At 61.0% G+C, this 21,479-nt stretch carries 20 protein-coding genes and 1 tRNA gene; 10 read left to right on the forward strand and 11 right to left on the reverse strand.

The features are described 5' to 3' along the window. Positions 1–142: 142 nt before the first annotated feature. Entirely contained in the window at positions 143–577 is a 435-nt protein-coding gene (locus JQ558_RS11200) for an aminoacyl-tRNA deacylase (RefSeq protein WP_312014722.1), read from the forward strand. 36 nt (positions 578–613) lie between these two features. Here the strand turns inward: JQ558_RS11200 and JQ558_RS11205 are convergent, their stop codons facing one another. Then, a complete protein-coding gene (locus JQ558_RS11205) occupies positions 614–754 on the reverse strand; it encodes a hypothetical protein (protein ID WP_212293661.1) in 141 nt (46 codons plus the stop codon). Between JQ558_RS11205 and JQ558_RS11210 the strand changes: the two genes are divergently transcribed. Further along, on the forward strand, positions 747–1,379 hold the full coding sequence (locus JQ558_RS11210) for an aspartate/glutamate racemase family protein (protein WP_212207175.1): 633 nt from the start codon (positions 747–749) through the stop codon (positions 1,377–1,379). The two genes, JQ558_RS11205 and JQ558_RS11210, sit on opposite strands and share 8 nt — an antisense overlap. A gap of 6 nt (positions 1,380–1,385) precedes the next feature. Here JQ558_RS11210 and JQ558_RS11215 read toward each other — a convergent pair whose 3' ends face one another. The 3 genes from JQ558_RS11215 to JQ558_RS11225 all read right to left on the reverse strand — a co-directional run bounded on the left by JQ558_RS11215 (position 1,386) and on the right by JQ558_RS11225 (position 3,744). Next, positions 1,386–1,760 carry a hypothetical protein gene (locus JQ558_RS11215; protein WP_212293662.1) on the reverse strand — a complete coding sequence of 125 codons (375 nt, stop codon included), beginning with the start codon at positions 1,758–1,760 and terminating at the stop codon, positions 1,386–1,388. Positions 1,761–1,822: 62 nt separating this feature from the next. After that, positions 1,823–1,899: transfer RNA gene (locus JQ558_RS11220), tRNA-Arg, on the reverse strand. A 216-nt stretch (positions 1,900–2,115) separates the two neighbouring features. After that, a complete protein-coding gene (locus JQ558_RS11225) occupies positions 2,116–3,744 on the reverse strand; it encodes a tetratricopeptide repeat protein (protein WP_212207076.1) in 1,629 nt (542 codons plus the stop codon). Between the two features lie 419 nt (positions 3,745–4,163). Here JQ558_RS11225 and JQ558_RS11230 point away from each other — a divergent pair, with 419 nt between their 5' ends. From JQ558_RS11230 to JQ558_RS11240, 3 genes are all read left to right on the forward strand, one after another. Beyond that, entirely contained in the window at positions 4,164–4,622 is a 459-nt protein-coding gene (locus JQ558_RS11230; protein WP_212293663.1) for a hypothetical protein, read from the forward strand. A gap of 266 nt (positions 4,623–4,888) precedes the next feature. Continuing rightward, on the forward strand, positions 4,889–5,656 hold the full coding sequence (locus JQ558_RS11235) for a hypothetical protein (RefSeq protein ID WP_212207077.1): 768 nt from the start codon (positions 4,889–4,891) through the stop codon (positions 5,654–5,656). A 336-nt stretch (positions 5,657–5,992) separates the two neighbouring features. Next, the gene (locus tag JQ558_RS11240) at positions 5,993–6,466 is read left to right on the forward strand and encodes a universal stress protein (protein ID WP_192736345.1); all 474 of its coding nucleotides are present in this window, start codon (positions 5,993–5,995) and stop codon (positions 6,464–6,466) included. A 39-nt stretch (positions 6,467–6,505) separates the two neighbouring features. Here the strand turns inward: JQ558_RS11240 and JQ558_RS11245 are convergent, their stop codons facing one another. Continuing rightward, a complete protein-coding gene (locus tag JQ558_RS11245; protein WP_212293664.1) occupies positions 6,506–6,910 on the reverse strand; it encodes a YccF domain-containing protein in 405 nt (134 codons plus the stop codon). A gap of 232 nt (positions 6,911–7,142) precedes the next feature. On the opposite strand from JQ558_RS11245, the gene JQ558_RS11250 reads away from it, so the two are divergent. Together JQ558_RS11250 and JQ558_RS11255 are read left to right on the forward strand one after the other, a co-directional pair. Then, positions 7,143–8,222: an LLM class flavin-dependent oxidoreductase gene (locus JQ558_RS11250; protein ID WP_212293665.1), complete on the forward strand. Its 1,080-nt coding sequence runs from the start codon at positions 7,143–7,145 to the stop codon at positions 8,220–8,222. A gap of 100 nt (positions 8,223–8,322) precedes the next feature. Beyond that, positions 8,323–8,769: a hypothetical protein gene (locus JQ558_RS11255; RefSeq protein WP_212293666.1), complete on the forward strand. Its 447-nt coding sequence runs from the start codon at positions 8,323–8,325 to the stop codon at positions 8,767–8,769. A 63-nt stretch (positions 8,770–8,832) separates the two neighbouring features. Here the strand turns inward: JQ558_RS11255 and JQ558_RS11260 are convergent, their stop codons facing one another. From JQ558_RS11260 to JQ558_RS11275, 4 genes are all read right to left on the reverse strand, one after another. Continuing rightward, complete coding sequence (locus JQ558_RS11260; protein WP_212293667.1) at positions 8,833–9,051, reverse strand: hypothetical protein; 219 nt, start codon at positions 9,049–9,051, stop codon at positions 8,833–8,835. A 4-nt stretch (positions 9,052–9,055) separates the two neighbouring features. Continuing rightward, entirely contained in the window at positions 9,056–12,163 is a 3,108-nt protein-coding gene (locus JQ558_RS11265) for an EAL domain-containing protein (RefSeq protein WP_212293668.1), read from the reverse strand. Positions 12,164–12,362: 199 nt separating this feature from the next. Next, on the reverse strand, positions 12,363–14,192 hold the full coding sequence (locus JQ558_RS11270) for a bifunctional diguanylate cyclase/phosphodiesterase (RefSeq protein WP_212293669.1): 1,830 nt from the start codon (positions 14,190–14,192) through the stop codon (positions 12,363–12,365). A 181-nt stretch (positions 14,193–14,373) separates the two neighbouring features. After that, positions 14,374–15,351 (reverse strand): sensor histidine kinase, encoded by a 978-nt coding sequence (locus JQ558_RS11275; protein ID WP_212207084.1) that lies wholly within the window; start codon positions 15,349–15,351, stop codon positions 14,374–14,376. A gap of 182 nt (positions 15,352–15,533) precedes the next feature. On the opposite strand from JQ558_RS11275, the gene JQ558_RS11280 reads away from it, so the two are divergent. The 3 genes from JQ558_RS11280 to JQ558_RS11290 all read left to right on the forward strand — a co-directional run bounded on the left by JQ558_RS11280 (position 15,534) and on the right by JQ558_RS11290 (position 18,278). Beyond that, positions 15,534–16,790 carry a serine hydrolase gene (locus tag JQ558_RS11280; protein WP_212293670.1) on the forward strand — a complete coding sequence of 419 codons (1,257 nt, stop codon included), beginning with the start codon at positions 15,534–15,536 and terminating at the stop codon, positions 16,788–16,790. Positions 16,791–16,823: 33 nt separating this feature from the next. Beyond that, positions 16,824–17,660, forward strand: a complete 837-nt coding sequence (locus JQ558_RS11285) for an SDR family NAD(P)-dependent oxidoreductase (protein WP_212293671.1) — start codon at positions 16,824–16,826, stop codon at positions 17,658–17,660. Between the two features lie 114 nt (positions 17,661–17,774). Further along, positions 17,775–18,278, forward strand: coding sequence for a cupin domain-containing protein (locus tag JQ558_RS11290; protein WP_212207087.1), 504 nt, complete (start codon positions 17,775–17,777; stop codon positions 18,276–18,278). Positions 18,279–18,382: 104 nt separating this feature from the next. On the opposite strand, the gene JQ558_RS11295 is transcribed toward JQ558_RS11290, so the two are convergent. Together JQ558_RS11295 and JQ558_RS11300 are read right to left on the reverse strand one after the other, a co-directional pair. Further along, positions 18,383–19,759 (reverse strand): cytochrome P450, encoded by a 1,377-nt coding sequence (locus JQ558_RS11295; RefSeq protein ID WP_212293672.1) that lies wholly within the window; start codon positions 19,757–19,759, stop codon positions 18,383–18,385. Positions 19,760–20,104: 345 nt separating this feature from the next. Beyond that, complete coding sequence (locus JQ558_RS11300) at positions 20,105–21,346, reverse strand: LLM class flavin-dependent oxidoreductase (RefSeq protein ID WP_212293673.1); 1,242 nt, start codon at positions 21,344–21,346, stop codon at positions 20,105–20,107. Positions 21,347–21,479: the final 133 nt, after the last annotated feature.

Below are 21,479 nucleotides of genomic sequence, written 5' to 3' on the forward strand. Positions count from 1 at the left end.
GGCGGCTTGCGAAAGCATGCGTAAGCCCTTCTCAAGGCTGCGGATAACTGGTCGCGGTTGCTGGACGAGCGCCTCAACGAGGAAATACGGTCGCCTCCGATCGCACAGAACAAAAAGAACCGTCGCGGTCCGAGGCGTTGGCGTGAGCATACAGGTTGCTATTCTGAAGGTCTTGGCCAGTCACGGCAGCGGCCGGGCCACGCTTGCTTCACTCAAGCGAGACATCGTCATTCTCTCCGCCAGCGGCCCGGACTGGAACGCGCGCATCAAACGCCTGGCCCGACGCGTTCCGGCGATCGACATCTTTGGCGCCGGCTATGTGCTGCGTGACGACGAAGGATGGCAGATCACGACAGCGGGCCGCGATTTTCTCGCGGCGCTCGAAGCCGTGAGTCAGGATAACCAGCCGGCGGAAACGGATTTGCCTGCATCGCCCGCAGCCGATGATGCCGGGCGTCGTCAAGATGCCCTCATCGTCGTCGGTCACCGTTTCAAGAACCGGATCCGCAGGGATCGCGATCCCGCCCGGCTACAACGCGATCAGCGCCGGCGCCCGCGCCACGATTCAAGCGTGTGACCGCGGCGGCAAGTGCCGGCGCCGTCAGTCCGTTGTTCAGCGCCAGATCGCCGGGGTTCCCGGCAAGGTCGAATCGGCGTGAATCGCCTCCCGCCTGGTGCTGGCGGGTGCGGTGACAATGGCGGCGCACCGGGTTGACACCGATCGCGCCGCCGCCACATTGATCAGCATGCGCATTACCCTCATCCACGCCCTGAAACACTCGATCGTGCCGATCGAGGCCTCGTTTGCAAAACTTTGGCCCGACGCGCGGCTGATGAATTTGCTGGACGACAGCCTGTCGGCCGATCTGGCGCGCGATGGCGGGCTCACCGAGGCCATGACCGGGCGCTTCCTGCAACTTGGGCGCTACGCGGCGGGCACCGGTTCGGATGCGATCCTGTTTACCTGTTCCGCCTTCGGTCCGTGCATCGAAGCGGTGGCACGCGCGCATGCGCCGATGCCGGTGCTCAAGCCGAACGAGGCGATGATCGAGCAGGCTGTCACCAGGGGCCGCAAAATCGGCCTGCTGTCCTCGTTCCCGCCGACGCTGGTGTCGATGCCGCGGGAATTTCCGGCTTCGATCGAGCTGGTGCCGAAACTGGCTGATGGTGCCATGGCCGCCCTCGACCGCGGCGATCGCGCCACGCATGATCGTCTGGTGGTGGAGGCGTCCAGGGACCTGCGTGATTGCGACCTGATCGCGCTGGCGCAATACAGCATGGCGCCCGCCGCCGAGATGGTCGCGAAAGCCTCGGGCCGGCCGGTCGTCACAACGCCCGACAGCGCGGTGCTGAAGCTGAAGGAAATGCTGCGCGGCTAGCCGCGCTCAGGCCTTTTTCTTGGCGGCTTTCTTGGCCTTCTTCGCGGCCTTCGCAGGCTGCTTCTCGACCTTCTTCTCGGCCTGCTTCTCGGTTTTCTTGGCGAGCTTCATCGCCGCGATTTCTTCCGCCGCGTATTTAACCGCCCGCGCGTAGCTGTCGGCGGCGTTGTCGGCGGAGTTCTGCAGCCGTTTCGCCGCCGCCGTGCCATGCAGCATAGCGCTTTGGGCGAGCAGCTTGAACCGCGCCTTGGCTTCCTTGTCCTTGGCCGAGGCGGCCTTGGCCATAAACAGGCCCTGCCGCTTTTTGGCGGCGGCCATCAGGCTCTTGTTCTGTGCTTTGGCGAGTTGCCGGATTACGGCGTCTAGATCAGCTTCAGCCATTCCGGGTCACTCATCACTCCGCTGCGTGACCCCGGGGGACAGGATATTGGGGTGCACTTTATTGGCGCACCCGACACGATTCGAACGTGTGACCTTTGCCTTCGGAGGGCAACGCTCTATCCAGCTGAGCTACGGGTGCAGTGGGGCTTCATTTAGCCGATTGGTCTGGTGACGGCAACGGCCTTTGGGGCTATTTCGGGAAGCAAGCCCCTAAGGCAACCGTTCATCGAATGGTGCCGGGACCGCGAGCGCGCGCCAAACCGACCGGGACCGTGGCGGGTCAATTATCCGGTTCTTGGATATTCCAGTGGCTCATTGGGCGCGGATGGCCGGTGCGTTGCAGCGCGATTTGGATCTATCTCGCCTTGAAATAGAAGCCCTGCGCCGACAATTGCCCATACGTAAAAGGTTCCTGCTTCTTTCCCGTGCTTGTGTAAACGTCATCATGGACCATACGAAACAATTGGGCGATCTCCAGTCCGGGAGCATCCATTCGTCGAATGAGAGAAGTCGTAAACGGGCTGTTTTCCCCTGCGCCATCTGTCGCGAGATGACCGTGCTTGGTCGCGAATGCGACGAGTGTTCCGCTTTCGGGCTCGATCCTCGCTAAACCCCTCCCCACGGAAAGTGACTTCTTTTCAGCAAACGGATTTTCCCGGCATGCATCCAGGACCACAAGGCGCATTTTATCAGCCGAGCTGACGGCGTTGAGGATTTGATCGAGGGCCACGCTTTCCTTTGGAATGTCGGCGTCCGTTTCAAACTTTGCATCAACGGGAACAAGATAATTGCTGCCATCGAGCTCAATCCCATGTCCTGCAAAATAAATGACGGCCCAGTTGGCATTCTTGCTGTCATTGGAAAAAGCCTGCAGCGCGGCCGAAAGCGTCTCCCGGCTTGCGTCGGTCAACAACTTCACGCTCTGGAAGCCTGATTTTCCAAGCGCATCCGCCACGAGTTCCGCGTCCCGTTTCGGATTCGCGAGCGAATCGAAACTTTCGTATTTGGAATTGCCGATTACCAAAGCGATGCGGCCACCCGCCCGCTCATTGGATGGACGCGTCGCACCGAGCTTCGTATCGATCCGCTCGAGGCCTGCCACAGCTACAGGATGCGATGGGGCGATGCTGAGTGCAGCCTGAAGGTCAGTACGCGCCTTCTCCAGCTCTCGCGAGCGTTCGAACGCGGAAGCGCGTTGAAGCAAAGCCGTCATGTTTTTTGGTTCTAATTTGAGCGCTTCATCAAAGTCCGCTATCGCCGCCGGCAAATTGCCAACGGCAAGGTAGGATCGGCCGCGATTTACGTAGGGCCTCGAGAACTTGGAAATGAGTTTGATCGATTCATTCAAGTCAGCAATTGCTCGATCATATTCGCCAAGGCTGAAATGGCTGAAGCCTCTTCCGCTAAGGCTCGGCACGTGTCGCGGAGCGAGCGCGAGGGCCTTGTTGAATGCCAACAAGGCTTTCTCGTATTCCTGTTGCTTGTTGTAGACGCCGCCGATTCCCCCGTGGGCCACTGCAAAGTCCGGATTCAATTTCAAAGCTTTGTTGAGTTCTGTAAGAGCTCTCTCCTGCTCTCCCATATCCGAGTAGACCAAGCCTCGAAAAGCGTAAGGCCCAGGCGCGCCGGCATCAATTTCTCCGGCAGCGTTCAGGTCGGCCAGCGCCTTTCCATTATCCCTCAACAAGAAAAAGGCGTATCCGCGCTGGACGAGCGCGAGCACGTTTCGAGGATCGAGCCGCAACGCCTCGTTCAGATCTGGCATGGCTTCGCTGAACTGTCCCATTCGGCTCTTGGCCGTGCCGCGCCAGGCGAACGCAAATGCAAATTGGGGATCCTGTTTGACCGCCTGATCAAGCTCGGTGATTGCCGCCGCAAACTTTCCTTGTTCGATGAGCGCTCTCGCCCGACCGACAGCCGGCCCTGCTGCTGAGCGCTTTTGTCCTGGAGGAGAGCCGTGTGGTCGTCCTGCCGCATTGCCCATAGCGGCTTGAACGCATGCTCTGACCTTTGGGGTTGCGAGAGCTCGGCATGATTCAAGGTTTCCACCCGCTCTCATGCACGGCATTACGATTGGTCTCCCAACCGTTTCTCGGCACCTTTGGAGCGCTGGATTCCCCGATTGTGAAAGAGCGGGATTGGCAAACATTGTTACCAATGCAAGAATTGAAAAAGCGATTGCGCGAGAAAAAACTTCTATCAAACGATTATTGCTGGCCGACATGGTGTGTCCACCTCTTACAACCGCAAATATAAGACCAATGCTATCAGCTTCTTCTCAAAGGCGCGCGCGACAATCCTTACCGCGGTAGTGTTATGATACCCGTGGGGGCCGTTCGGGAACCGGCTCCTTCGACGCTAGTCGATCAGCGACCGGAGAAAGGTTTGGAAATGCCTTGTCAGATGACCCTGCGAGCTGCGCTTGCCGCTGCCGCAATGGCAAGTTGCCTTGTGGCGATGACGGGGCAGCCAAGTTTCGCCAAGACCGTAATTGTCACGGAGGAAGAAGCGAAGTTGCCCCCTCCGAAAGAAATGCCCCCTCCGTCTGACCGCGGCATTACGCGCGGACCGAAGATCGAGCTTGATATGGAAGACAAGGCTGCGCTTCGCGAGCCCATGCATCTAAAGTTGAAATTTAGAGCGTTCGGCGGTTCGACCATTGACCTGGATGCATTTCGGGCAACGTATATCAAGAATCCAACAGTTGACCTGACCCCTCGAATTAGGCCCTTCGCTCAACAATCGGGCATAGACATTCCTGACGCACAGCTGCCGCCGGGCGAGCACTTTATACGGTTCGGGATCAAAGACTCGGAGGGCCGTGCGTTCTCCAAAATCATCAAGCTCAAGGTCATGCCCTGACGGGCGCAGGGAACGTATCGGCTTCGTGGCTACATTTGAATTCAACATTCGAATTGGATGAAAATGAATTGTCCATATTGCGCGTCCGAAATTGAGCCTGCCGTTCTTGTTTGCAGCTCCTGCTCTCGTGACGTCGGCGTGCCGGCGTCGCTGATCGCGGAACGAGATGACCTCGTACGAAAAATAGATGGCGCGCGCGACGAGCTTTTCAGGATGAGGGAAGAAATTGACTCCCTTGTGCGTGCCAAGAAGCGTAGCCGAAGCTGATGGAATGTCCCTTCTGCGCCGAAACCGTCAAACACGAAGCGATCGCCTGCAGGCATTGCTCGCGAGATCTTCGCATCGTTCGCCCGGTACTCCTGGAAATTCAGGAACTCGTCTTCGAGTTTGACAAGTTGCAGCAAGAGCTTGATCGAACGGGCGCCAAGCTCGACCGAATCAAGCATCCTGTTCGCTGCTTTGTTACCTATTCAGTTCTATATATCCTTGCCCCGGTCTTCTTGCTGGTTGTCTCTCATGTCCTTGTAACGATCGTATTCAACATCCAACCAATCTATTTGCGCCTGGCGTCCGTCATCATTCCTGTTCCTTTTGGTTTTCTCGCCTATACGATAAGTCGGCTGGGACTACGTGGAGCATTCCCGTTAGGAATACTCGCTGCGGCGGTCAGCGTCGTCCTTATGCTTGTCATAACGGGTGTCAACGACGGCGTACCCATTCTTCCAGCTTCGCAAGTGGAGTGGCGTGAAGTTGCGGAATATATGGCCAGCATCTGCCTGGCATTCGTCACCGGAAACATCTTGAGTGTTTTGGTGTTCCAGGTGCTGCCAAACACGTTGTCGCGTGGTGGCCGTCCAAACCCAGCCGCATTCAGGCTTGCTCGCCTTCTCGGGCCTCATGTTGGGGAGGAGCAGCTTCGTCGAAGAGCGCGTCTCATGCAGGATTTATTGCGGACCGTCGGGCCTCTCGCCGGTGCGGCTGCTACTGCAATTGGATCAATCTATGCCGGATTGAAAGGTGTAGTCGGACATTGATTGCCCCGGAGAGGCTACCAATTTCCGATTGTCCAGCCGGCCGCCGGCGGGTACCGCCAAACCTGCCCCGGGTGTTCTTCTGATCCGAAATGATGTGCCGCCCCCGCAACAGGCGCCGTTTCCTGAGGGAGTATCCGGCTCGCCGATCCAGCTTCGATGACAAGCCTCTATCCAGCCGAGCTGCGGGTGCACGGGAGTCGGCGCCTTGCGGAGACCGGCTGAGACTAAGGTGGCAGGGGGCGGAGCCTCATCGCCCGTCAAAAATCCTGATCCGTTCCGCCGGATTGGTGCTAGTCTTGGCCTGTTGATCTTCTCGACCATCGATGGGGACGTCCGATGTATAAGAAGGTTCTGCTGGCCTATGACGGGTCCGTTGAGGGCCGGCGCGCCCTGCGGGAGGGCGCCAAGCTCGCGCAAATGTGCCGTGCCGAGGTCTTCCTGCTGGCGGTTGTCGAGGTTTCCTCGATCATGACGCCGGAGGCCGGGCTTACCATTCCGATCGAGCTGCAAACCGAAGACTACAAGGCGATCCTGGCCGAAGGCACGGAGCGGCTGAAGGCGGTGGGCTTTACGCCGACCTCGCGGCTGGAGGTGGGAGATGCCGGGCAAAAGATCGCGGAAGTAGCCGAGGAAATCGGCGCGCATCTCGTGGTCGTCGGGCATCGTCCGCAAGGGCCGCTGGCGCGCTGGTTCGGTTCCGTCGGCAGCTATCTGGTCAAGCGGCTGCGCTGCAGCGTGCTGGTCGCCCAGACCGAGATCAGCGACGACGAATTCGAGCGGCTGAAGCCGCCGGCCGAGACCGCGGCTTAGGATTAGGCTTGCACCGCGCCGGATCGATCGGAGAGATCGTTACGCCGGAACGATGATCTTGCCGATCGGCCATAGGGCGATGCCGGCCAGTTTGAGGTGTGCCCAGGCGAAGGGAATGCCGATGATGGTCACGGCCAGCACGACCGCCGTGATGACATGCCCGAGCGCCAGCCACCATCCCGCCAGCACCAGCCAGATGATGTTGCCGACGACGCCGAGCGGTCCGGTGCCGATATCCTCCTCCCCGGTATAGAGGTCGCGCGACACCGCCCTGAACCCGAACGGAAACAGCGTGTAGGCCGCGATATTGAACGCCGCCCGTGCCCAGGGCAGGCCGATGATGGTGATGGCCATGATCACGGCGGCCACCAGCCAGCCGAATGCCATCCACGCGCCGCCAAGCACGATCCAGACAATATTCAGAAGGAGTGAGACCGGTGACATGGGTGCCATCTTTAGCGTGCCGTTGATGTCATGGGTATCAAAAAAGCCATCAGCTGAATTGATTCAAGTCACGATACGTCGTCCGGAACCCGATTGCGGCATGCGCTTGGGAGCTATCTTTTTGTTTGAGCATGATCTTTTCGGAAAAACCGGTGCCCACTTTTCCGGATCATGCTCTAGACTGTTGCGCAACACGAGCCGGATAGACCGGCGTTTGCAGGGAGAAGCGTCGATGCGTCCGCTCGAATTCGGCTGGTATCTGCCCACGCATGGCGACACCACGGCCTATGGGCTGATGGAGGCGCAGGTCACAGGTTCCCCCGAACTCTGTGATCGCGTGGTGCAGGCGGCGGAAGCGGCCGGGTTCGAGTATCTGCTGATCCCGGTGGGCTCGGTGTGCTGGGAGGCGTGGATCACGGGCGCGTTCATGGCGGCGCGCTCATCGACGATCAAGCCGCTGATTGCAGCAAGGCCCGGCTACATCAATCCGGTGCTGCTGGCCAAGATGATCTCGACCTTCGACCAGATGTCGGGCGGGCGCATCTGCATCAATTTGATTGCGGGCCAGAACGAGAGCGAGGTCGAAGGCGAGGGCGTGCGTTACGCCAAGGAGGAGCGCTACGCGCTGATGGAGGAAGAGGTCTCGATCCTCAAGGCGCTATGGACCACGCGCGGCCCGGTGACGTTCGAAGGCAAGTTCCACAAACTGTCGGGCGCGCATATCAGGCCGCGTCCGCTGCAGCAGCCATTTCCAAAATTCTATCTCGGCGGCGGCTCGCGCCAGGCCTGGGAATTGTCGGCGAAACATTCCGATGTGCATCTGTTCTGGGGCGATCTGCCGGAGCGGATCGCCGGCAATATCGCCGAGATCAGGCAGATGGCCCGCGCCCATGACCGCGAGAACGACATCGGCTTCGGCATGCGGCTGCAGGTGATCTGCCGTGAAAACGAAGCGGACGCCTGGGAGGCCGCGGATCAACTGGTGCGTCATGCCACCGAACGGCAGAAGCAGGAGATGAAGACGCTCTACAATAAGTCAGAGGCGAACCTGCGCGTGCAGCAGCTTGCCCGCGAACATGGCGACCTGTTGCTGCCGCATCTATGGACCGGCATCACCAAGGTTCGCCCGGGTGCCGGCATCGCCGTCGTCGGCAATCCCGCGCAATGCGCGGATACGCTGCAGCAATTCATCGATGCTGGCTGCCATTCGTTCTGCCTGTCCGGCTATTTGCACGACGAGGAGGCCGAGCGTTTCGGCCGGATGATCCGCCCCATCCTCGCCGAGAGCAATCGGGGCCGCCTGGCTGCGTGATAGTGAGGTTCTGCGGTTCTTCCAATAGATCATCGCGCGTCAGACGCATTTTGGCTCGTGATGAAGCTCAAGCCCTACTTGCGCCCAACGAGGCAAACAAATGTACACCCCGGACAATCTGAAAGAATTGACAGCGCTATTTGCGAAATATGGCGCCAAGGCGCCAGAGTCCTGGGCGAGGTCCCAGCTTGATGAGGGAATTCCCCAGCTTCAACGGTTCCTGTTTCTGAGACAGGCCTGGAGCCAGGTCGTTCGCACTGGCGATGAGGAGTGGATACAGCGCTGGAGACAGGCCGCGGAGCGAGATCATGATGGGTCTTATGCCCCTGTCGCCCACGCATTAAAGACGTGCCTTGAGAAAGGAGTCTCGGCAAAAGAACTCGTCAACATAGTGCGTGGTGTGCAATCGGAGTTTCTATTCCAGCTTTGTTACCTGTTGGAAGATCCGATGTTTACTGAGGAGGAGCTGCAGAATTTCTCATGGGGGTTGTTTGAGGTCGACAAGGATGGCGATCCGATCGGCCCGCGCATTTTTTGCATTGCATGAATCCGTTTACGAAACCGATCCGATGAGGGAACGATCGTGACATCGCAGGTAGGCGGCGCCCCTCTACGCCTTGTTGTCGATACCCCCGGCATCGCCGTCGTCGGCAATCCCGCGCAATGCGCGGATACGCTGCAGCAATTCATCGATGCTGGCTGCCATTCGTTCTGCCTGTCCGGCTAGTTGTACGACGAGGAGGCCGAGCGTTTCGGCCGGATGATCCGCCCCATCCTCGCCGAGAACAATCGGGGCTGCCTGGCCGCGTAGGGTCGCGCCGGTAGACATCGGGTCAGGCCGACGCGAGCGCGGCTTCGCTGCCAACGCCAATCAACCGCCGCACCTCGGCAGCCGGCTTGGGGGCACTGAACAGATAGCCCTGCATCTGGGTGCAGCCGAGCCGTTTCAGCAAGGCCTTCTGCTGCTCGGTTTCGACGCCCTCGGCGGTCGTGATCATGTTGCGCGAAGTCGCAATGTTCACTACCGCCTGCACGATCGTCTCCGAGCCGTCGACCTCGATGTCGCTGACGAAGCAGCGGTCGATCTTGATCTTGTCGAACGGGAAGCGCTTCAGATAGCTCAGCGAGGAGAAGCCGGTGCCGAAATCGTCGAGCGCGATGCGCACGCCGATGGCGCGGAGCTGATGCAGGATCGCCAGCGCGGCCTCATCGTCATGGATCAACACGGCTTCGGTGATTTCGATCTCCAGCCGGTCCGGCGGCAGGCGGGAGGAAGCAAGCGCCCCCATGATCCGCAGCGCCAGCGTCTGGGATCTCAACTGGACCGGCGAAACGTTGACGGCCAGCCGCACATGAGATGGCCAGCCTGCGGCCTCCATGCACGCCGTCTGCAGCACCCAATCGCCGAGCTCGTTGATCAGGCCGATATCTTCCGCCAGCGGGATGAATTCCGCCGGCGAAACCATGCCGCGCTCGGGGTGGCGCCAGCGCAGCAGCGCCTCGCAGCCCGCCACGTCGTTGCTGCCGAGGTCGAGCAGCGGCTGATAGTGAATTTCGAAACCGCCATCGACCATTGCCTGCCGCAGGTCCTGCTCCATGGTCAGCCGCGCCTTGGCGCGGGCATCCATGACCGGTTCGAAGAAACGATGGGTGCGGCGGCCTCCGGCCTTGGCGCCGTACATCGCCAGATCGGCGTTCTTGATCAGCTGGTCGAGATCGGTGCCGTCCTGCGGCGCCCGCGCGATGCCGATGCTGGCGTCGGTCGAGAGGTAATGGCCGAGGCAGTGATGCGGCTGCCGGATCGCCTCCTGGATCCGCGTCACGAATTCGATGACGTCGTCGCGGTCGCCGACCGCGGTCTGGATCACGGCGAATTCGTCGCCGCCGAGCCGCGCAATCAGATCGGTCGGCTTGAGGCACTCCTTGATACGGGACGCGACGGCCTTCAACAGTTCGTCGCCGACATGATGCCCAAGCGAGTCGTTGATGCCCTTGAATTCGTCGATATCGATATAGAGCAGTGCGAATTGTTCGCCGCCGACGGCCTTCTGCAACTCGCGCTCGATCTGTTCGCGGAACAGTACCCGGTTCGGCAGGTCGGTCAGCGCGTCGTAATGCGCAAGATGGGCGATCTTTTCATCGGCGCGACGCCGCTCGGTAACATCCTCGACGACATGGACGATGTAGCTGGGCTCGCCGGCCTGATTGCGAATGCCGAGCCGTCTGGAGGTAATGTAGCGACGGCCCATCGCCTGGGTTTCCCAGAGATGCTCGTCCTTGAACAGGCCGTCGGCGGATCGCAGCGCCTTGTCGTCGTCGGCCGTGACGATCTCGGCGGACGCTTGCGGAAATACGTCGAAGGCGGTTTTGCCGATGATGCTGTCGCGGGAAATGCCGAATTGAGTCTCGGCCACGCGGTTGGCCAGCAGGTAGCGGCGATCCTTGGCGCCCTTCACGGTGATCTGCGAGGGGATGTGATCGATGATCTGGCTCAGGAAAGCATGGTTGCGGTCGCGTTCCTGCTCGAGTTTGCGCCGCTCCGTGACGTCTTCGATGGTGGCGATCCAGCAGCCATGCGCCAGCGGCCGGCTGACGGCCAGGAAGCTTCGCCCGTCCGGGCAAAGCATCATGCTCTGATCGATCCGGCCCTGGGCAATATTGCGCAAAACGCCGGAACAGAATTCCTTGACGTCGCCGCTAAACGCTTCCTTGTCCTTGCGGTGCTGGATCAGGTCGGAGAAATGGCAGCCGGGCTTTACGATGTCCGGCGACACGTTGAACATGTCGATGTAGCGCTGGTTGACGGTGACGATGCGCGCGGACGCGTCGTACATCACCAGGCCCTGGATCATGTTGTTGAGCGCTGTGTCGAGCCGGTGCCGTTCCGATTCCAGCCGTTGCTGCGCCTCCCTGCTTTGCCGGGTCATCTGCCGGATGATGAGGAACAGGATCAACGCGATCGTCGATGCCGCCAGTATGGCGGCGCTGACCAGGAACCTGGTCTGGGCCTCCCAATCGGCAAGCGCGGCGGTTATCGAATTGGTTGCGACGACGATGATCGGGAAGCGGCTCAGCTGGGCCGCAGACCCCAGCCGGTCCCTGTTGTCGATCGGGCTTTTGACGCGCAGCGTCTGCTGACCGCCCTGCGTCAGGACGCGCTGCAGCAGCGGCGCCGATCTGAATTTCTGTCCGACCAGGTGTTCGGCGCGCGGATGTCGGGCCAGCAGGGTGCCGTCGGTGTGAAACATCGAAACGGCGGCGTCCGCTCCGATCGCGACGGAAGCAAAGAACTTCACGTAGTTGGAAGGATCGATGCGCCGCGTCATCACGCCGAGAAAGACACCATCTTCGCCGGTCAGCCGATGGGCGACGACCGTGTTCAGACTGCCGCTGATAAGGCTGCGAAGCCCCTCGGTCTGGATCGAAGGTGATTGCGGATTGAATTTAAAGGACTGGAAGTAGGCGCGTTCGGAGATGTTAAGGGCCGGCGTCGGTAACGGTCGCGACCAATTGATGATGTTGCCGTCAGCGTCATAGATCGAAATGTCGCCAAGATAGGACAGGACACCGGCTTTGGATCGGAGGATTTCGTGGGATTCCGAACTCGAAATCAATTCCCTGAACGCCTGCGGTGAAGCGATGCCGGGAATCCGCAGCCGGACGATCACGTCGGCTGCGATGGTGTCGGAGTCCTCGAATTGCTGGTCGAAGTGACGGGTGAGCAGCAGGACGGTGTTTTGCAGTTCGCGTTCGCTGTTGGCCAGCGCGCGCTCGCGAAATTCCGCGACCATCATGATCGTGCCGGCGAAAATCGCCGTAACCAGCAGCGCCCCGCAAACGGTCAGCCACAGCACCGGACCACGGATCGTCGTGCCGAGACGCCGGCTGGCCGCCGCAGCTCGGGACACCATGCTATTCAGGTCGCGAAACAGAACGCGCATTCCCCCTTCTCCCCGGGGAACTTCATACGATGCGCTCATGTCATAAGCCGTTAGGAAATCCGGTTACCTAAGGTTTAATCGCGCCCCTGAATGCCGTTTTACGGCAGCGCTACGCGCATGGCTGGCCGCACGCAGCGCATGGTGGTGTCTATCTTATGATGCAACCAGCGGGGTTGGGCGGACACTGGCGCAGGCTGGCTCAGCGGCGATAGCCGCTGGCGCGGGAAAACGCCGGGCGGGTTTCCTGAGCCGGGCGGCTCGACAGGCTGGCGCGCGTTTCGCTGGCGAGCGGTGCCGCCGGCCTGAGGTCTTCCAGGAAGATCGGCTTGGAGAAGTAATAGCCCTGCGCATAGCGGATCTTGGTCGCGGCCTGCAGATAGGCCAGTTCTTCGAAGGTTTCGAGGCCTTCGGCGATCACGGTCATGCCGAGCGCTTCGCTCAGCGATTCGATCGCCCGCAAAATGCCCTGGCTGCGCGGCCGCAGATGGATGTCGGTAATGAAGGAACGATCGATCTTGATTTCGTCGGCGGTGATGTCGGCCAGCGCCGACAGCGAGGAATAGCCGATGCCGAAATCGTCGATCGAGATGCCGACGCCGAGTTTGCGGAAGATCGGCAGGATTTCATCCTGGAAATGCGTCTTGGTGACAAAAGCGTCTTCGGTCACCTCGATCATGAAGCGCTTCGGAAATCCGGTGGCCTCCAGCGCCTGCGCGAACGGCCGCATGAATTCGGGATTGCCGGCCTGCTTGGCCGCGACGTTGATGCTGATCGTGGTATCGGGACCGAAGGTCTCGTTGATCAGGTCGATCGACTTGACGATCTCCGCCAGCACCAGGTGGGTCAGTTCGTCGATCAACCCCAGTTCGACGGCGAGGTTGATGAAGGTGCCGGGAGCCTGAATCACGCCCTCATCGTCCCTGAGCCGCACCAGCGCCTCGATGCCCGTGACCGCCTTGCTGCGGATATCGACCTTGGTCTGGAACGCGCAGCAAAAGCGCTTTTCCAGAATAGCCAGCCGCAGCGATTGTTCGACCTTCATCCGCGCCAGCGCCTCGCGCTCCATGCTGGAGTCGAAGAACGCTGCCCCGCCTTTGCTGCCGTTCTTGACGCGGTACATCGCGATATCGGCATTCTGTCGCAGCGCGTCGTAGGTCTTGCCGTGCTCGGGATAAAGGCTGACGCCGATCGACGTCGAGGCGAATATCTCCGATTCGTCGATGAAGAACGGCGCCTTCAGCCGTTGCAGGATGAAATGGATGTATTCAGCGACTTCGCTCTCGCTCTGGACCGGATTGAGCAGCAGCATGAACTCGTCGCCGCTGATCCGCGACAGGATGTCGGATTCGCGCAAATCCATGCCCAGCCGCTTGGCCATTTCGACCAGCAAGGCGTCGCCGATCGCGTGACCGTAATAGTCGTTGATGTGCTTGAAATTATCGACGTCGAGAAACGCGAGCGCGAAGTGGCCGTGGACATTATCTTGCTGAAAATGGCCTTGTTGCAAATGAACTTGTAAGGGACCTTGGGCGCTGTCGCGCGTGAGCAGCGTGTTGACGCGGTGTTCGATCACCCGCCGGGTCGGCAACCCCGTTAGTTCGTCATAATAGGCCGAGCGGAACAGCGCGTCCTCGAACGCCTTCTGATCGGTGATATCGGCGGAATTCGAGAGAAGCAAATTACGTCCGGCGATCTGGATCGGCCGGTGTGAGGTGAGAAATACGTGCTTGGCCGGACCTGATGTCACGGCCTCTTCCAGTGTGGCCGCGTGGCCGCTGCGGAGCAACTCGAGGCAGGTCTCCTGGCGATCGCTCAATTGCGAGGGCGCAGGCGCTGCCGCGGCCATCTGCAATAACGTCGCGGCGGCGTCGTTCACCAGCAGGAACTCGCCTTGCTCGTCCTGAACCGTCACGGCTGTCGGAAGCAATCTGAGGATATCCCGCAGAATGCTCAATTCGGTATCAAAAGCGCCTTCATTACCGGCCTCGGTCGCGGCCGCCTGAAGGTCATGTTTATAGGGACTATGCATGCCGCGGAGCTTGGCAAAGTCCCTTCTAATTTTGGTTAAGTGGAACTGTGAAAAACCGCGACACTCCTACAAGTTGGCGCTTTCGGACGTTACGGCCGCAATCGTCATTAACAGAATCTCAATTCGGGCTTCGGCTGCTTGCAGTAATTGCGAATTGTGCCTTTAGGTTGTGCAGCCGCGTTCAGCTCGCGGGGATGCGACACTGCATCGTGCAGTGAACGCCGGTCTTCAGGAAACTGACTTCGGTCTTGCCGTCGAACGAGCGCAGTGCCGATTGCAACAGCTTGGTGCCGAAGCCCGGCGCTCCGATTTTTTCGACCGCGGGCCCCTCGGTTTCGTCCCAGGTGATCTTGAGCCATGCCACATTGAGTTTGTCGTCCGACACCGTCCACGACACCTGCAGCATGCCATTCGCAGCGGAAAACGCGCCGTACTTCCCGGCATTGGTGGCCAATTCGTGGAAGATCAGCGCCAGGCTGACCGCCAACTTGGCCGGAAGGAATAGCGGATCGCCATTCAGGTTGAACCGGACATGGCCGTAAGGCCCGAGTTCGGAGCGCAGCAAGTCCTTGATATCACAGCCGCTGCCATCGATCCGTGCGATCAGATCGTCGGTTGCCGACAGCGCGCGGATCCGGTGATCGATGCTGCTCCAGGCCTGCGGTTCTTCGTGCAAGACCTGGTGCAGAACGGCGTGGATCGTCGATGTCTTGTTCTTCAGCCGGTGCTGCAGCTCTTCGACGATCAGCTTGCGATATTCTTCTTCCTCGATCAGGCGCTTGGCGATCTGCCGCTGTTGCGCGACGATGGTCCGGTAGTGCTCGACACCCCATATCGTGATGCCGCACACCGCCCAGAAAATCAGCAGCAGCGCCAGGCGGGCGGAATCGGTTACGGCGTCGCTGAAATTGACGGCGACGCCAAGCGCGCCGCCGGCGAGCGCCGTTGCGATCCCGATCCGGAATCCGCCAAAGGCGGTGGCAAAGAACACCGCCGGAAAATACGGCGTGAAGAATACGTCGGGACGGATCTGGGCCAGTCCCCACCGCGCCAGGGTCGCCAAAACCAGGCAACAGACCGCAAAGCCGGTGCTGAATAGCAGTGAGGGCTGGGAAATTCCCTGCCAGCCGTGCCTGAACTCGTCGATCAATTTCGTCATCGGTGTTGTCACTTCACGTGATCAGCGAATCCAAAATAAGGCCGACCCTGACGGAAACCGGGGATTTCGAGCCCGCCGGCAACGATAAGGCGCTTCTGCCGTGGCGATGTCAGCGCGATAAGCTCGCTTGCGTTGTTCCCGGCGGGCGGGAATATTGGCATCAACAAAAACGGGAGGAATGGATGAACCGTCTCATTCGCGCGTTCGGCGCATCGGCTCTCTTTGTCCTTGCGGCTAGCGGGAACGGTTGGGCGGACCCGGTGCTCCCTATGGCCGTGACGCCCGAAGACGTCGGCTTGTCCTCCAGCCAGCTGGCACGCATCGAGGCGGTGACCCAGAAACACGTCGAAACCGGGCTGGTGCCGGGCGCCGTGATGCTGGTGGCGCGGCGCGGCAAGATCGCCTGGCACAAGACCATGGGTTTCCGCGACCGCGCTGCGAAAGACCCGATGCGGCCGGACTCGATCTTCCGCATCTATTCCATGACCAAGCCGATCGTCTCGGTCGCGGCCATGATGCTGGTCGAGGAGGGAAAGATGCAGGTCAGCGATCCCGTCTCGAAATTCATTCCGGAAATCGGCCGCATGAAGGTGGGCAATGAGACCACCGAGAACGGCAAGGCGGTGCTGCAATTGACCGATCCCGCCCGCGAGATGACGGTGCAGGACCTGTTGCGGCACACCTCCGGGCTGATCTACGGCGCGCGCGGCAAATCATTGATCAACGCGGCCTATATCGAGGCCAGGATCGGCGGCCGTGATGCCAGCAATGAAGAGTTTGTCGCGAAACTAGCGAAGCTGCCGCTGCGGTTCTCCCCCGGCGAGCGCTGGGAATACGGGGTGTCGACCGACGTGCTGGGGCGCGTGGTCGAAGTCGTCTCGGGAAAGACACTGGGCGAATTCCTGAACGAGCGCATTCTGACGCCGCTCGGCATGACCGACACCGGCTTCTCTGTGCCATCAGACAAGCTCAATCGCGCCGCTCAGCCCTGGCAAATGCCCGAATCGCCGCCGATGACGCCGCGCTTCGACGTGGCGCAAAAGCCCCGTTTCGAGTCCGGCGGCGCCGGCCTCACCAGCACGATGGACGACTACCTGCGCTTTGCGATCATGCTCGCCGATAGCGGCGAATTCGCCGGCAAGCGCCTGCTCGGCAACAAGACCGTCGATTTCATGACGGCGGATCATACCCTGGCGCGGCCGGGCCGGCCGCCGGGGCTGGGTTTTGGTCTTGGCTTCGAGGTTCGCACCAGCGTAGGCGACGCCGCCTTGCCGGGCTCGCTCGGGGAATATGGCTGGGCCGGCAACGCCGGCACGCTGTTCTGGATCGATCCCAAGGAACAGTTGATCGCGATTTACATGGTGCAGGTCGATGACGGCGCGCGGATCATGCTGCGCAATCAGTTCCGGACCATGGTCCAGTCCGCGATCATCAACTAGGATTTCTCAGGTTTCGCAAAGGGGATAAGTGAAATGGGACGGCTGGACGGCAAGGTCGCGGTGATCACCGGCGCGACCAGCGGCATCGGGCTGCATACCGCGGAAATTTTCGTCGCCGAAGGCGCGAAGATCGTCATCGCCGGACGCCGCGCGCCGGAGGGCGAGGCGCTGGCCAAAAAACTCGGCGCTGCCTGCATCTTTCGTCAGACCGATGTCACGGTCGAGGAGCAGATGAAGGCGCTGATCGCGCTTTGCGTGGAAAAGTTCGGCAGGATCGATTGCCTGTTCAACAACGCCGGCGGCCCGGCCCAGACCGGCGGCATCGAAGGCCTCGAGGTCGATCGCTTCGATGCGGCGATGGCGACGTTGGTGCGCAGCGTGATGCTCGGCATGAAGCACGCAGCACCCCAGATGCGCCAGCAGGGCTCCGGCAGCATCATCAACAATGGCAGTATCGCAGGCAGACTTGCCGGCTTCTCGTCATCGATGGTCTACGGCGCGGCCAAGGCCGCCGTCATCCATCTCACCAAATGCACGGCGATGGAGCTCGGCGAATCCAACATCCGCGTCAATTCGATCTCGCCGGGTGCCATCGCGACCGGGATCTTCGGCAAGGCGCTGGGTCTTTCGGTGGAAGCCGCCGAAAAGACCCCGAGCGTGATGCGTGAGGTCTACAAGACCGCGCAGCCGATCCCGCGCGCCGGATTGCCCGAGGATATCGCGCATGCCGCGGTGTTCCTCGCAAGCGACGAATCCTCTTTCATCAACGGCCACGATCTCGTCGTCGACGGCGCCATCACCGGCGGCCGCAACTGGACCCAGCAGCAGCAGGGCTATGTCGCGCTGCGCAAGGCATTCGATCAGGGATAGGGGACTTTGCCGTCATTGCGAGCGAAGCGAAGCAATCCATCGCGCCACAATGGGAAAGAATGGCTTGCTTCGCTGCGCTCGCAATGACGACGAGATAGTGGAAGGAGAAGATGAATGTCTGCAACACTTGGTTTGTCACCCGCCAGCCCGCAGGGGCGGCCGTTTTATCTCGCCGTGATCGCTGGTCTCGCCTGTGCCTTCGTGATCGGAAAGACGCTGCCATCCACGATGGATGCGATCTCGGCGATCATCGAGCCGCTATGTGCCAGCAGCGCGCCTTCGGGCTCAACGCTCGATACCGTCGAGCCGATCGGCTCGTACGCGCTGCCGAACGTGCCGGGCAAGAGGGTGACGATCGTGCGCGTGTTCTACGGGCCCGGCGGGTTCACCCGCGCGCACCGGCATGCGGGCTCCGTCACCGCCTATGTCACCAAGGGCGAAATCCGCTCGCAGCTCGCCGGCGGCGTGGTCGAGACGTTCAAGGTGGGCCAGTCGTTCTTCGAGCCGCCCGGTGCCGTGCACCTGGTCTCGGCCAATGCCAGCATGACCGAGCCGGCGGAATTGATCGCGGTGTTTGTGGCCGACGAAGGCGCGCAGCTCACGACGTTTGTGGAGTAGAAATCGACTTGTCATGCGCGGGCTTGACCCGCGCATCCATCTAAAAAGAATCACCCCAAGATTGATGGATTGCCGCAAGCCCGGCAATGACAGCAGGCGAAGCCTCACACCGCCTTCAGCACGACCTTCAATCCATCCCGCGGTTTGGGAATCGGCCACATCTGCCAGTCCGGCTTGTAGCCGGGCTCCAGCGAGACGCTGAGATTTTGCAGGAAATGCCGTGCAAAGCATTTCGCCTGCATATAGGCAAAATGCAGCCCGAGGCACATATGTGCGCCGCCGCCGAACGGCACCCAGGCGAAGCGATGGCGATCACGCTGCGCTTCGTCGGTGAAACGCATCGGATCGAATTTGTCCGGATCGGGCCAGATATCCGCCATGTGATGGGTGAACAGCGGATTGACGCCGACCAGGGTGCCGGCCGGAATCGCATAGCCCTTGAAGGTGAAATCGCGGACCGCGCGGCGCGGCATCGAGGGCACCGGCGGCTTCTTCCGCAACGCCTCCTTGAACGCCATCTCGCTCAGCGGCATTTTCTCGAGATTGTCGATGCTGGAGGGGTCGTTGGCCTCGATGCCGAGCCCTTTGACTTCCTCGCGCAGCCGCGCCTGCCATTCCGGATGCGCGGCAAGCTCGCCGACGAAGGAGGTCAACGACGACGTCAGCGTGTCATGCGCCGCCATCATCAGGAAACTCATATGATCGATGACGTCCTGGGTCGACAGCAGCGCGCCGTCCTCATGGGTGGCCTGGCAAAGCTGCGAGAACAGATCGTCGCCGCCGCCCCGCGCGCGGCGGATCGGAATCTGCTCGGAGAAATAGGCCACGATCCGCTTGCGCCCCGCGACGCCGCGGCCCATCTGCGTGAACGGCAGCGGGCGCCGGATCGGTGCCACGGCCGCCGCCACCATGTCGACGAAGGCGCGCGTGATCTCGTCCACCTCGGGACCGATCTCGGCGCCGAGAAACGATGTTGCCGCCAGATCGAGCGTGAGCTGCTTCATCGCGGGATACACCAGCATCTCGCCGGGTTGCGCCTTCCACTGCTTGACGCGCACGGCAATGCCGCGGTCGAGATCCGTGAGGTAGGATTTCATCGGTCCCGACTTGAACGCAACCGACAGCGCACGGCGGTGCAAGCGATGTTCCTCGAAGTCCAGCAGCATCAGCCCGCGCGGAAACAGCCGGCCCAGGATCGGACCCCAGCCATGGGTGGAGGAAAATTGCTTGTCCTTGTCGAACAGCAACAGTTCGTTGGCCTCGGGGCCGAGCAGGTTGATGCTGGTCTCGCCGAACACATGGCTGCGATAGACCGGGCCATATTTGGCATGCATCCGCTCGACCTGTCCCTTGGGGTCGGCGAGCACCTCCAGCGTCTTGCCGATCACCGGCCAGCCCTCGTCGCCAGGTATGTGCTTGAGTGAATTACGCTTCGGCGGTGTGAAGGGAAGCACGGGGGAAGCCACATGCTGCATCGACATGGCAATTGCTCCGGTTCGGCACTGGCCCATTATGTGGGATCATCGGCATAACCAAGGCTGGAAAGTAACGCTTTGTTGTGTCGATGCAAAGCCGGTAGCTCCGGGCGGCGTGCCGGCTCACCAACCCGCGCCACAAAGCCGCAGGCCATTCTTCGACGGGGACATCGATGATGGCCTCGTCATTGCGAGCGAAGCGAAGCGATCCATCTCTCGGCTCGGAGAAAGAATGGATTGCTTCCGCCTTCGCTCGTTGAGCTACGGCGGACAGGTCGTCGCGGAGACTGTCATCGGGGCGCGCATTCGCGCGACCCGTTGGCTCAATGACGGCGAGAACAACGCTGAAGATTACGCCTTGCGCTTGGCGGCTTCCTTCTGCAGGTCCGGCGCATTGATCGTGGGGATCGCGACCCGGCCGGGGCCGGTGACCGCAAGCGCCGCGGCGGCCTTGTCGTTTTCCATGATCTTGGCCATCACGGCTTGCCCCGCGCGCTCGAACACCGCGCGGTTCTCGACCAGGAATTTCTGCGACTCGCGCAGTCCCTTAACGTAGCCGTTGATCTCCGGGATCACGTAGCGCGCCACCATGTCCCAGCTGCGTCGGGTGTTTTCCGGATTGGCCCAGTCATGCACGAAGCCGACGATGGTGCCGACGCCGCCGGAAACCGCCATCAGGTTCTTGATGGTCTTGATCAAATCGTCAGGCGTGCCGATGGTGGAAGCGGCGGCTTCGCCGCCCGCGGTTTTCTCAAGCGCGTCCTCGGGTGACTTGAACGGCTCGAGGCCCGGCCGCTGCAGTGTGCCGACATTATATTCGTTGTGCCACTTCATCAGCCCCTGGCCGGCCTCGCGATAGGCTTGTTCGCGGGTCTCGGCGATGTGCCAGCTCAAGAGTACGCGCCAGTCGGCGCGGCTTACGGTGGTGCCGGCCTTCTTGGCGGCGTCCTCGGCAAAGCCCCATTGCGTCGGCAGCGCCATCAGGCCCTGCGTCGACATCGAACCCAGCGAGATGATGCCGATGCCGTACTTGCCCGCCAGCGTCATGCCCGAAGGCGAAATCTGCGACGCCACCACGAACGGCATCTCTTCCTGAAGCGGCAGCAATTGCAGCGCGGCGTCGTTCATCTGAAACCAGTCGCTCTTGGCGGTGACGCGCTCGCCTTTGAACAGCCGGCGGATCACCGCGATCGCTTCGTCCTGGCGGTCGCGCTGCGTCATCGGATCGATGCCGAGCGTATGCGCGTCGGAGGCCAGCGCGCCCGGACCGGAGCCGAAGATGGCACGGCCGCCGGTCATCCAGTCGAGCTGCACCATGCGCTGCGCGACATTGTAGGGATGGTGATAGGGCAGCGACACCACGCCGGTGCCGAGCTTGATACGCTTGGTGCGCTCGCCGGCGGCGGCCAGGAACATTTCCGGCGAGGCGATCATCTCCCAGCCCGAGGAATGGTGCTCGCCGCACCAGAACTCGTCGAAGCCGAGCGAGTCGATCTGCTCGACGAAGTCCAGGTCGCGGCGGAATTGCAGCAGCGGATTCTCGCCGATCGGATGATGCGGGGCGAGAAAGGCTCCGAATTTGAGGCGCGCCATGGGGTTTTCTCTCCGGATTTATTGTGCTTTGGAATTGCTCAGCTCCAAACTACGGGGTGGGGCAGGGCAAGGCAATCCTCCAAGCCCGCCGCTGGCGCATGGTTGTCGCGCAAGTTTGGCTGACATACCGTCG

It is taken from the genome of Bradyrhizobium sp. AUGA SZCCT0160, assembly GCF_018130105.1.
Classification (GTDB): Bacteria; Pseudomonadota; Alphaproteobacteria; order Rhizobiales; family Xanthobacteraceae; genus Bradyrhizobium.

Excerpts from the sequence above, each read along its gene's own strand:
- JQ558_RS11210 (WP_212207175.1), top strand. The coding sequence starts at position 747 with ATGCGCATTACCCTCATCCACGCCCTGAAACACTCGATCGTGCCGATC.
- JQ558_RS11205 (WP_212293661.1), bottom strand. The coding sequence starts at position 754 with ATGCGCATGCTGATCAATGTGGCGGCGGCGCGATCGGTGTCAACCCGG.
- JQ558_RS11215 (WP_212293662.1), bottom strand. The coding sequence starts at position 1,760 with ATGGCTGAAGCTGATCTAGACGCCGTAATCCGGCAACTCGCCAAAGCA.
- JQ558_RS11225 (WP_212207076.1), bottom strand. The coding sequence starts at position 3,744 with ATGGGCAATGCGGCAGGACGACCACACGGCTCTCCTCCAGGACAAAAG.
- JQ558_RS11230 (WP_212293663.1), top strand. The coding sequence starts at position 4,164 with ATGACCCTGCGAGCTGCGCTTGCCGCTGCCGCAATGGCAAGTTGCCTT.
- JQ558_RS11235 (WP_212207077.1), top strand. The coding sequence starts at position 4,889 with ATGGAATGTCCCTTCTGCGCCGAAACCGTCAAACACGAAGCGATCGCC.
- JQ558_RS11240 (WP_192736345.1), top strand. The coding sequence starts at position 5,993 with ATGTATAAGAAGGTTCTGCTGGCCTATGACGGGTCCGTTGAGGGCCGG.
- JQ558_RS11245 (WP_212293664.1), bottom strand. The coding sequence starts at position 6,910 with ATGTCACCGGTCTCACTCCTTCTGAATATTGTCTGGATCGTGCTTGGC.
- JQ558_RS11250 (WP_212293665.1), top strand. The coding sequence starts at position 7,143 with ATGCGTCCGCTCGAATTCGGCTGGTATCTGCCCACGCATGGCGACACC.
- JQ558_RS11255 (WP_212293666.1), top strand. The coding sequence starts at position 8,323 with ATGTACACCCCGGACAATCTGAAAGAATTGACAGCGCTATTTGCGAAA.
- JQ558_RS11260 (WP_212293667.1), bottom strand. The coding sequence starts at position 9,051 with ATGTCTACCGGCGCGACCCTACGCGGCCAGGCAGCCCCGATTGTTCTC.
- JQ558_RS11265 (WP_212293668.1), bottom strand. The coding sequence starts at position 12,163 with ATGCGCGTTCTGTTTCGCGACCTGAATAGCATGGTGTCCCGAGCTGCG.
- JQ558_RS11270 (WP_212293669.1), bottom strand. The coding sequence starts at position 14,192 with ATGCATAGTCCCTATAAACATGACCTTCAGGCGGCCGCGACCGAGGCC.
- JQ558_RS11275 (WP_212207084.1), bottom strand. The coding sequence starts at position 15,351 with ATGACGAAATTGATCGACGAGTTCAGGCACGGCTGGCAGGGAATTTCC.
- JQ558_RS11280 (WP_212293670.1), top strand. The coding sequence starts at position 15,534 with ATGAACCGTCTCATTCGCGCGTTCGGCGCATCGGCTCTCTTTGTCCTT.
- JQ558_RS11285 (WP_212293671.1), top strand. The coding sequence starts at position 16,824 with ATGGGACGGCTGGACGGCAAGGTCGCGGTGATCACCGGCGCGACCAGC.
- JQ558_RS11290 (WP_212207087.1), top strand. The coding sequence starts at position 17,775 with ATGTCTGCAACACTTGGTTTGTCACCCGCCAGCCCGCAGGGGCGGCCG.
- JQ558_RS11295 (WP_212293672.1), bottom strand. The coding sequence starts at position 19,759 with ATGTCGATGCAGCATGTGGCTTCCCCCGTGCTTCCCTTCACACCGCCG.
- JQ558_RS11300 (WP_212293673.1), bottom strand. The coding sequence starts at position 21,346 with ATGGCGCGCCTCAAATTCGGAGCCTTTCTCGCCCCGCATCATCCGATC.